The organism is Stenotrophomonas sp. YJH_SMC_120 (assembly GCF_059368675.1).
The window spans coordinates 151,283-159,746 of sequence record NZ_JCAFRY010000010.1; the positions used below are offsets into that span (position 1 = coordinate 151,283).

Here is an 8,464-nt window from a genome sequence, read left to right on the forward strand (position 1 = left end):
ACCTACGCATTACCCGGGAGTTGTCATGTTGGAAGCCTACCGCCACCACGTCGCCGAGCGCGCTGCGCTTGGCATCCCGCCGCTGCCGCTGAGCGCGCAGCAGACGGCCGATGTCATCGAACTGCTGAAGAACCCGCCGCAGGGCGAGGCCGAGTTCCTGCTCGACCTGCTGACCCACCGCGTGCCGGCCGGCGTCGATGACGCAGCCAAGGTCAAGGCCTCGTACCTGGCCGCGATCGCGCTGGGCAGCGAGCAGAACCCGCTGATCAGCCGCGAGCGCGCCACCGAACTGCTGGGCACCATGCTCGGCGGTTACAACGTTGCGCCGCTGGTGCAGCTGCTTGACGACACCAGCGTCGGCACCATTGCCGCCAATGGCCTGAAGAAGACCCTGCTGGTGTTCGACGCGTTCCACGACGTGCAGGAAAAGGCCAAGGCCGGCAACGCCAACGCCCAGGCCGTGCTGCAGAGCTGGGCCGATGCCGAGTGGTTCACCAGCAACCCGGAAGTGCCGCAGAGCCTGACCGTCACCGTGTTCAAGGTGCCTGGCGAGACCAACACCGACGACCTGTCGCCGGCACCGGATGCGACCACCCGCCCGGACATCCCGATGCACGCCCTGGCGATGCTGAAGAACAAGCGCGACGACGCGCCGTTCACCCCGGAAGAAGACGGCAAGCGCGGCCCGATCCAGCAGATCCTCGACCTGAAGGACAAGGGCCACCTGGTTGCCTATGTCGGCGACGTGGTCGGTACCGGCTCCTCGCGCAAATCGGCTACCAACAGCGTGCTGTGGTGGACCGGTGATGACATTCCGTTCATCCCGAACAAGCGCGCCGGTGGCGTCTGCCTGGGTTCGAAGATCGCCCCGATCTTCTACAACACCATGGAAGATGCCGGCGCACTGCCGATCGAGCTGGACGTGTCGAAGATGGAGCACGGCGATGTGGTCGAGCTGCGTCCGTACGAAGGCAAGGCGCTGAAGAACGGTGAAGTGATCGCCGAGTTCCAGGTCAAGTCCGAAGTGCTGTTCGACGAAGTGCGTGCCGGTGGCCGCATTCCGCTGATCATCGGCCGTGGCCTGACCGGCAAGGCGCGCGAAGCGCTGGGCCTGGCCCCGACCAACCTGTTCCGCCTGCCGGTGCAGCCGGCCGACACCGGCAAGGGCTTCTCGCTGGCACAGAAGATGGTCGGCCGCGCCTGTGGCCTGCCGGAAGGCCAGGGCATGCGCCCGGGCACCTACTGCGAACCGAAGATGACCTCGGTCGGCTCGCAGGACACCACCGGCCCGATGACCCGTGACGAGCTGAAGGACCTGGCCTGCCTGGGCTTCTCGGCCGATCTGGTGATGCAGTCGTTCTGCCACACCGCCGCCTACCCGAAGCCGGTGGACGTGAAGACCCACCACACCCTGCCGGAGTTCATCTCCACCCGTGGCGGCGTTTCGCTGCGCCCGGGCGACGGCGTGATCCACAGCTGGCTCAACCGCATGCTGCTGCCCGACACCGTGGGTACCGGTGGTGACTCGCACACCCGCTTCCCGGTGGGCATTTCGTTCCCGGCCGGTTCGGGCCTGGTCGCCTTCGCTGCGGCCACCGGCGTGATGCCGCTGGACATGCCGGAGTCGGTGCTGGTGCGCTTCAAGGGCAAGATGCAGCCGGGCGTGACCCTGCGTGACCTGGTCAACGCGATTCCGCTGTACGCGATCAAGTCGGGCCTGCTGACCGTGGCCAAGGCGGGCAAGAAGAACATCTTCTCCGGCCGCATCCTGGAAATCGAAGGCCTGCCGGAGCTGAAGGTCGAACAGGCGTTCGAACTGTCCGACGCCTCGGCCGAGCGTTCGGCGGCCGGTTGCTCGGTGCGCCTGAACAAGGAACCGATCATCGAGTACCTGACCAGCAACATCACGCTGCTGAAGTGGATGATTGCCGAGGGCTACCAGGATCCGCGTTCGCTGCAGCGTCGCATCGAGAAGATGGAGGCGTGGCTGGCCAACCCGCAGCTGCTGGAGCCGGATGCCGACGCCGAGTACGCCGCCGTCATCGAGATCGACCTGGCCGACATCCACGAGCCGATCGTGGCCTGCCCGAACGATCCGGACGACGTGAAGACCCTGTCCGAAGTCGCTGGCGCCAAGATCGACGAAGTGTTCATCGGTTCGTGCATGACCAACATCGGTCACTTCCGTGCCGCTGCCAAGCTGCTGGAAGGCAAGCGTGACCTGCCGACCCGCCTGTGGGTGGCCCCGCCGACCAAGATGGATGCTTCGGAGCTGACCAAGGAAGGCGTGTACGGCACCTTCGGCGCCACCGGTGCCCGCATGGAAATGCCGGGCTGCTCGCTGTGCATGGGCAACCAGGCGCAGATCCGCGAAGGCTCCACCGCGATGTCGACCTCGACCCGCAACTTCCCGAACCGCCTGGGCCGCAACACCAACGTGTACCTGGGTTCGGCCGAACTGGCCGCGATCTGCTCGCGTCTGGGCCGCATCCCGACCAAGGAGGAGTACATGGCGGACATCGGCGTGATCAACGCCAATGGTGCGGAGATCTACCGCTACATGAACTTCGACCAGATCGAGGAATACCAGGACGTGGCCAACACGGTCGCTGCCTGACGCGGTAGTGCCGGCCGCTGGCCGGCACGCCGTTGAAACGAAGAACCCCCGGTGAGAACCGGGGGTTCTTCGTTTGTGGGCGTACCCAGGTTCAGGCCTGGGTAACGGCCGCCGCTTCCTCGGTCACGGTCGGCGTTTCCGCCGGAAGCTCGGCTTCCACCGCGGGCTGCGGCAGAACGCCATGGTCGGGGAACAGGCGGGGCAGCTCAGCCACGAAACGCGCGATGCAGGCCTCGGCGAACTCACGCGACGCCGCCTTGGCCTTCGCATAGTCGTCTGCCTGCCATTCCTGCAGCGGGGCAACCCGTGCTTCGTCCCGGCAGTGCACGCCCTGGCCGCCACTGGCGCTGCGGAACAGCTTGCGCACCACCGGGAAGCCGATGGTTACATCGTGGCGCAGCTCGTAGGGGGTCTCTGCATCGCTGAGCTTCTGGTACACCAGCGACCACTGGCCGGCACTGGCTTCCACGGTGCGCTCGTCGCTGGGAATGGCGCCGGGGTGGGCCGCGAAATAGAGTGCCAGCTGCTCGCGGATCATGCCGGGCAATGCGCCGAAGGCCGGGCTGGGCACAGAGTGGATGTCCTCGCCACGGACGTTGTTCTTGCTGAAGCTGTTGCTGGTGCCGATGTCACCCACGCCAGTGACGAACGCCAGAGCAGACAGGCCGACCTTGGCCGCGGTGACGGCAGCGGTGTCGGCACGCATCACCAGGCGCAGCACGTGATCGCCCACGCGATTGCCGTTGGGGCCTGCACCCAGTCCGGAAGTGACCTTGACGTGCTGCAGGCTGCTGTAGTCGAGAGGAGCTGCCACGGCGGCTGTGACATTCCCGATGGCCGGATCGGCCGCGGTGGGGGCGTGCGCCGCGTCTGGCGCGGTCGCCGCATCCGTTGCTGGATCGAGCGTTGATCCGCTGGTGACCGCGGAATCCACGGCAGGCGTGGGTGTGGGTGCTTCGTCGTTGGCGTAGGCCGACGGCGCCAGCAGCAGGGTGGCCGCGATCGCGGCGGTGAGGCAGGTTGGGCGTAATGCCACGGTAGTACTCCTTGAGGAAACGAAAATGAGGCGCTGTGCGCGCTCTGGTGGTTGATGCCCGGCGAAGGCCGAAGGCAGGGGAGCGATTGCTCAGCGCGGCGCGAACTCCCTGATCGGGAACGCATTGCAATGGGCGATCGCAGCGGCGATGTCGACCGGAGCATCGGCGGCGGCGCTGCGGCGCCTGTTCACCGTGGCCGCCTCTTCCCACAGGCTGGGCAATACCTGTGGTGCGTCCAGTACGCGTTCGCGCACGGCATCGTGAAGGGCGCTGCTGTAATCGGTAGCCGGTACCACCACGCACAGGCGTGTGCCGGGATTGCTGCTGGCCTGCTGCAGCATCTTCCGCAGTGCCTCGGTGCTGCCCGCGTCGTCGGTCAACCGTTCCGGTGCGCTGCCCTGGCGGGCATCCTGGATCTGCAGCTGGCCTGGGCTGAACAGCAGGACCTGCATGTCCTGCCGCGGTTCAACGCGCACCGGCGCACGCGTGCCCTCACAGATGCTGGGGGTCTTGCGCGCAACCTGTGGCGTCGTGCTGCCATCGGCGTGTACCTGGCGCAGATGCAGGCGGCACATCTTGTCGGCCACTTCCATTTCCACTTCGTAGTCCTGCCCGGGCCTGGCCACGAACTGACCCGACAACTGCCCGTCGCAGTACATGCGGCTTGATGCGTCGAAGCGCGCTTCGACGATCAGCGGCTTGCCGCCGGCGACTTCGTACTCCTGGTAGCTGAGCATGGAGAACCGCTCGTTCTCCTTGCTGCGCAGGGTTTCCGTGGCGGGGATGCCGAGCACGCCCTTGTCACCGGCGTTGTTGTACTTGACGTCGATCCTGTCACGGTAATCCTCGCGGCAGGCGGCGTCGGTGTACAGGGTGGTGGTCCGCCCCAGGCTGGCATAGATGCGCACCCGTGCCGGCGGCACGGCACCGCCTGCGTAGGCCGTGAGATCTTCAGCAGCAAGCGGGCGAGGGTACATCGCCGGTATTCGCTTGATGAGCTGCTCGGTGCACTTCATCGTGATCACCTGGGCGGCAATCTTGAGCCTGGCGTAGTCATTGGCCTGCCACTCGCCCAGGGTCGCCCGGTCGTCGCTGTCACTGCATCTGATGATTTCAGCCAGGGTGCCATCGGCACGGCGTTGCTCGATGGTGCTGACGTGGTTGAGGCGGTAAAGGGGATCCTTCCGTGTGTTGCCCTGGTGCACCAGCGCCCAGGTGTCTGCACTGAAACGCAGGGTGCTGCTCTGGTTGGGCAGCGCGTCGGGCGCATAGCTGAAGTAGCCACCCACCAGCGCCCTGGCTACGTTGGGCATCAGCGTGATGGCGGGGCTCGCCTGGCTCTCGACGATGCTGCCGGGCAGGGTGTTGCGCCGGAAGTAGTCCGGCTCATTGCCGCTGAAAAGCAGTGCGAGGCCCTTTGGCGTGAGCGACTCGCTGTCATCGGGGGTGACGATGCGCAACGCCACGTCGGGTGCGTGGAGGCGCTTCGATGCGGTATCCGGACCACTCTGGATGTGGACGCGATCGGTCCAGGCGGTGCCCTTCGCGACGGGGGCGGGGGGAAGGCCCGGGGTGGCCTGCGGCGGTGCTGGCACGCCGGCAGCGGTGGCTGCCAGCGGAGCCAGCAGAGCGGCCGCCAGCAGTGACGGTTGGTAAGGGAAGAGACGCAGGGCCACGGTCAAACTCCTTGGAAAACACGACAGCCGTGCCGGCCCTTCCGGGGCCGGCATCTGAAAGGGGGAATCAGGCGGTGCGATGCCGCGGACGATCAGCCGCGGGCGAGCGCCAAGAGTCGTTCGGCGATCCGTTCCAATGGCACCTGTTCTTCGGCCGCTCCCAGTTTGAAGGCAGCGCCGGGCATGCCCCAGACTACGCTGGTGGCTTCATCCTGGACCAGCGTCGGCGCGCCGGCCTGGCGCATTTCCAGCAGGCCGCGCGCGCCATCGTCACCCATGCCGGTGAGGATGGCGCCGATGGCGTTGCCGCCCGCGCTCTGCGCGACCGAACGGAACAGCACGTCCACCGCGGGCTTGTGACGGTTCACCGCAGGGCCATCGTCGACGCGGCAGCGCCAGCGCGCACCGTCGCGGATGATCCGCAGGTGCTTGCCACCCGGTGGCAGGTAGGCATGGCCAGGCAGCACTGCCTCGCCGTCGCTGGCCTCACGCACGGCCATCGCGGAGTGCCGGTCCAGGCGCTCGGCGAAGGCGCTGCTGAAGCTGGCAGGCAGGTGCTGGGTCATCACCACGGCAGGCGCATCGGCCGGCATGCCTTCCAGCACCACGCGCAGCGCCTCGGTGCCGCCGGCCGAAGAACCAATCGCGATCAGGCGGTCGGTGGTGCGGAACTGCGGTGCAGCCGGGCGCATTGCAGGAGCTGCTTCCAGCAGGAGTTTCGGAGCGGCAGCACGCACCAGCGGGCGCACCCGCGAGCGCGCCGCCATCTTCACCTTGGCGATGATCTCGTCGGCGTAGCCCTGCAGGCCGCGTGCGACGTCCAGCTTGGGCTTGGAGACGAAGTCCACGGCACCCAGTGCCAGTGCCTGCAGCGTGGTATCGGCGCCGCGCTCGGTCAACGAGGAAATCATCACCACAGGCAGTGGATGCAGCCGCATCAGGTTTTCCAGGAAGGCGAGGCCGTCCATGCGTGGCATTTCCACGTCCAGCGTGATCACGTCCGGGGCCAGGCGCTTGATCTTCTCGCGTGCCAGCAGCGGGTCGGCAGCGGTGCCGACCACGTCGATGGCCGGATCGCTGGACAGGATTTCCGTGAGCATCTGGCGCACGACGGCGGAGTCGTCGACGATCAGGACCCGGCAGGGGGCGTTGCCGGTCAGGGTCATTCGAACAACTCCACGCCACCGGTGACCGGGGCCTTGGACAGGCGCGCACGCACTGCCGATTCGGTGGCAGCCACTTCGGCTTCGTGGGCATGCGGCAGGCGCTGCACCACCACGCGGCCGGTGTCGGCGAAGAACCAGATCTTGCGCGGATGGATGCCGCACAGGTCCTCGGCGATGATCGGAATATGCTCGGCCTGCAGGTACTGGCGCACGAACTCGGCGTTACGGGTACCGACCGGATTGCTGGTGAAGCCCTTCAGTACGTTGGCGCCGCCGAACACCTTGGCCTCGATGCGCTTGCGGTGCGCGCCGCGCTTGAGCATGTCGTTGATCAGCAGTTCCATCGCATAGCTGCCGTAACGCGCGGGCGCGCCGTCGCCGGCGTTGCCCTCGGGCAGCAGAAAGTGGTTCATGCCGCCGATCTTCAGCACCGGGTCGCGCAGGCAGGCGGCCACGCACGAACCCAGGGTGGTGGTCAGCGCGGTGGTGTCATCGACCACCAGGTACTGGGTGGGCAGCAGCTTGGCGGCAAGGGTCTGGAAGCGTGCATCCTGGTAGCGCATCACGTCGTCGGTACGCAGTGAGGCGTTCATGCGCCGGCCTTTGCCGCGCGGCGGTACAGGGTGCGCCCGCAGGGCTGGATCAGGTCGGCGGCGTGCAGGTAGTTCTCCGAGTGTCCGGTGTAGAGCAGGCCATCGTCGGCCAGGTGTTGCACCAGGCGGCCGAGGATGGCGCGCTGGGTCGGCTTGTCGAAGTAGATCATCACATTGCGGCAGAACAGCGCGTCGAACGGGCCGCCGACGTCGTAGCGCGGGGCGAGCAGGTTCAGTGGACGGAACTCGATCAGCTCGCGCAGCGCCGGCAGCACGCGGCACTGCCCCTCGTTGGGACCGCTGCCACGCTGGAAGTAGCGGCGGCGCAGGTCCGGGTCGAGATTGGCGACACGGTCGATGTTGTAGACGCCGCGGCCGGCGGTGGCCAGTACCTGGGTATCGACGTCGGTAGCGATGATGCGCACCGGCGGCTTCAGCGTACCGAAGGCCTCGCAGGCGGTGATCGCCATCGAATAGGGTTCCTCACCGGTGGACGCCGCGCACGACCACAGCAGCAGCGGCGAACGGCTGGAACGCTGCTGCAGTTCTTCGCGCAGCTTGTCGAAGTGGTGCGGCTCGCGGAAGAACGAGGTCAGGTTGGTGGTCAGTGCGTTGGTGAACGCCTGCCACTCGTCACCGTCTTCCTGCTCAAGATGGTCCAGGTACTGCTGGAAGCTGCGCATGCCCAGCGTGCGCAGGCGGCGCGACAGGCGGCCATAGACCATGTCGCGCTTGGCCGGTGCGAGGGCGATGCCCACGCGCTGGTAGATCAGGTCGCAGACGCGGCGGAAATCACGGTCGGCGAACTCGAATTCGCGCGGGCCGGTGACGATGGGGGTAGGACTTTGCACGGGGGACGTGTCCATCGGCAGAGGCGGCGGCCGAAGCCGCCGCGGGTGGGTCTCAGAATTCCTGCCAGTCACTGTCGCTGGCGGCGAAGGTGCTGCCGTTGCTGCTGCGACGTACCGGCGCGGGCGTGCTGGTAGGCTGCGGACGTGCCACGGTGGTGATGCGCGCCGGTTCGACGCGTTCGGCGACAGCCTTCACTGCGGCGGAGACCTGGTTGTCGAGGCGGAAGATCGCCACGGCGTCGGCCAGCTGCGCGGCCTGGTCTTCCATCGCACGTGCGGCGGCGGTGGCTTCTTCCACCAGCGCGGCGTTCTGCTGGGTGGTCTCGTCCATCTGCACCACGGTCTGGTTGACCTGCTCGATGCCGGCCGACTGTTCCTGCGAGGCGGCGGAGATCTCGGCCATGATGTCGGTCACGCGCTGCACCGAGGCGACGATCTCGCCCATGGTGCTGCCGGCCTGGTGGACCAGGCTGGAGCCTTCGGCGACCTTGCCGACCGAATCATCGATCAGGCCCTTGATCTCC

General features: G+C 67.0%; 7 protein-coding genes. 1 reads left to right on the forward strand and 6 read right to left on the reverse strand.

The window, feature by feature from the left end; genetic code table 11:
• Positions 1-25: 25 nt before the first annotated feature.
• Complete coding sequence (gene acnB, locus AC5P60_RS13595; protein WP_005409507.1) at positions 26-2,617, forward strand: bifunctional aconitate hydratase 2/2-methylisocitrate dehydratase; 2,592 nt, start codon at positions 26-28, stop codon at positions 2,615-2,617.
• A gap of 91 nt (positions 2,618-2,708) precedes the next feature.
• Here the strand turns inward: acnB and AC5P60_RS13600 are convergent, their stop codons facing one another.
• The 6 genes from AC5P60_RS13600 to AC5P60_RS13625 form a co-directional block, all read right to left on the reverse strand.
• Positions 2,709-3,653 (reverse strand): hypothetical protein, encoded by a 945-nt coding sequence (locus tag AC5P60_RS13600; protein WP_111172439.1) that lies wholly within the window; start codon positions 3,651-3,653, stop codon positions 2,709-2,711.
• A gap of 90 nt (positions 3,654-3,743) precedes the next feature.
• A complete protein-coding gene (locus AC5P60_RS13605; protein ID WP_033832961.1) occupies positions 3,744-5,330 on the reverse strand; it encodes a hypothetical protein in 1,587 nt (528 codons plus the stop codon).
• 92 nt (positions 5,331-5,422) lie between these two features.
• Positions 5,423-6,496, reverse strand: a complete 1,074-nt coding sequence (locus AC5P60_RS13610; protein WP_005409510.1) for a protein-glutamate methylesterase/protein-glutamine glutaminase — start codon at positions 6,494-6,496, stop codon at positions 5,423-5,425.
• Positions 6,493-7,089: a chemoreceptor glutamine deamidase CheD gene (cheD, locus tag AC5P60_RS13615; RefSeq protein ID WP_005409511.1), complete on the reverse strand. Its 597-nt coding sequence runs from the start codon at positions 7,087-7,089 to the stop codon at positions 6,493-6,495. Before cheD ends, AC5P60_RS13610 begins: the two co-directional genes overlap by 4 nt.
• Positions 7,086-7,955, reverse strand: a complete 870-nt coding sequence (locus AC5P60_RS13620; RefSeq protein WP_049402309.1) for a CheR family methyltransferase — start codon at positions 7,953-7,955, stop codon at positions 7,086-7,088. Before AC5P60_RS13620 ends, cheD begins: the two co-directional genes overlap by 4 nt.
• Positions 7,956-7,992: 37 nt before the next feature.
• Positions 7,993-8,464 (reverse strand): methyl-accepting chemotaxis protein (locus AC5P60_RS13625; RefSeq protein ID WP_495201758.1); only part of this gene is annotated, 472 nt, incomplete at its 5' end.

Bases quoted from the DNA above. Each gene is read 5' to 3' on its own strand.
- acnB (WP_005409507.1), top strand. From the start codon at position 26: ATGTTGGAAGCCTACCGCCACCACGTCGCCGAGCGCGCTGCGCTTGGC.
- AC5P60_RS13610 (WP_005409510.1), bottom strand. From the start codon at position 6,496: ATGACCCTGACCGGCAACGCCCCCTGCCGGGTCCTGATCGTCGACGAC.
- cheD (WP_005409511.1), bottom strand. From the start codon at position 7,089: ATGAACGCCTCACTGCGTACCGACGACGTGATGCGCTACCAGGATGCA.
- AC5P60_RS13620 (WP_049402309.1), bottom strand. From the start codon at position 7,955: ATGGACACGTCCCCCGTGCAAAGTCCTACCCCCATCGTCACCGGCCCG.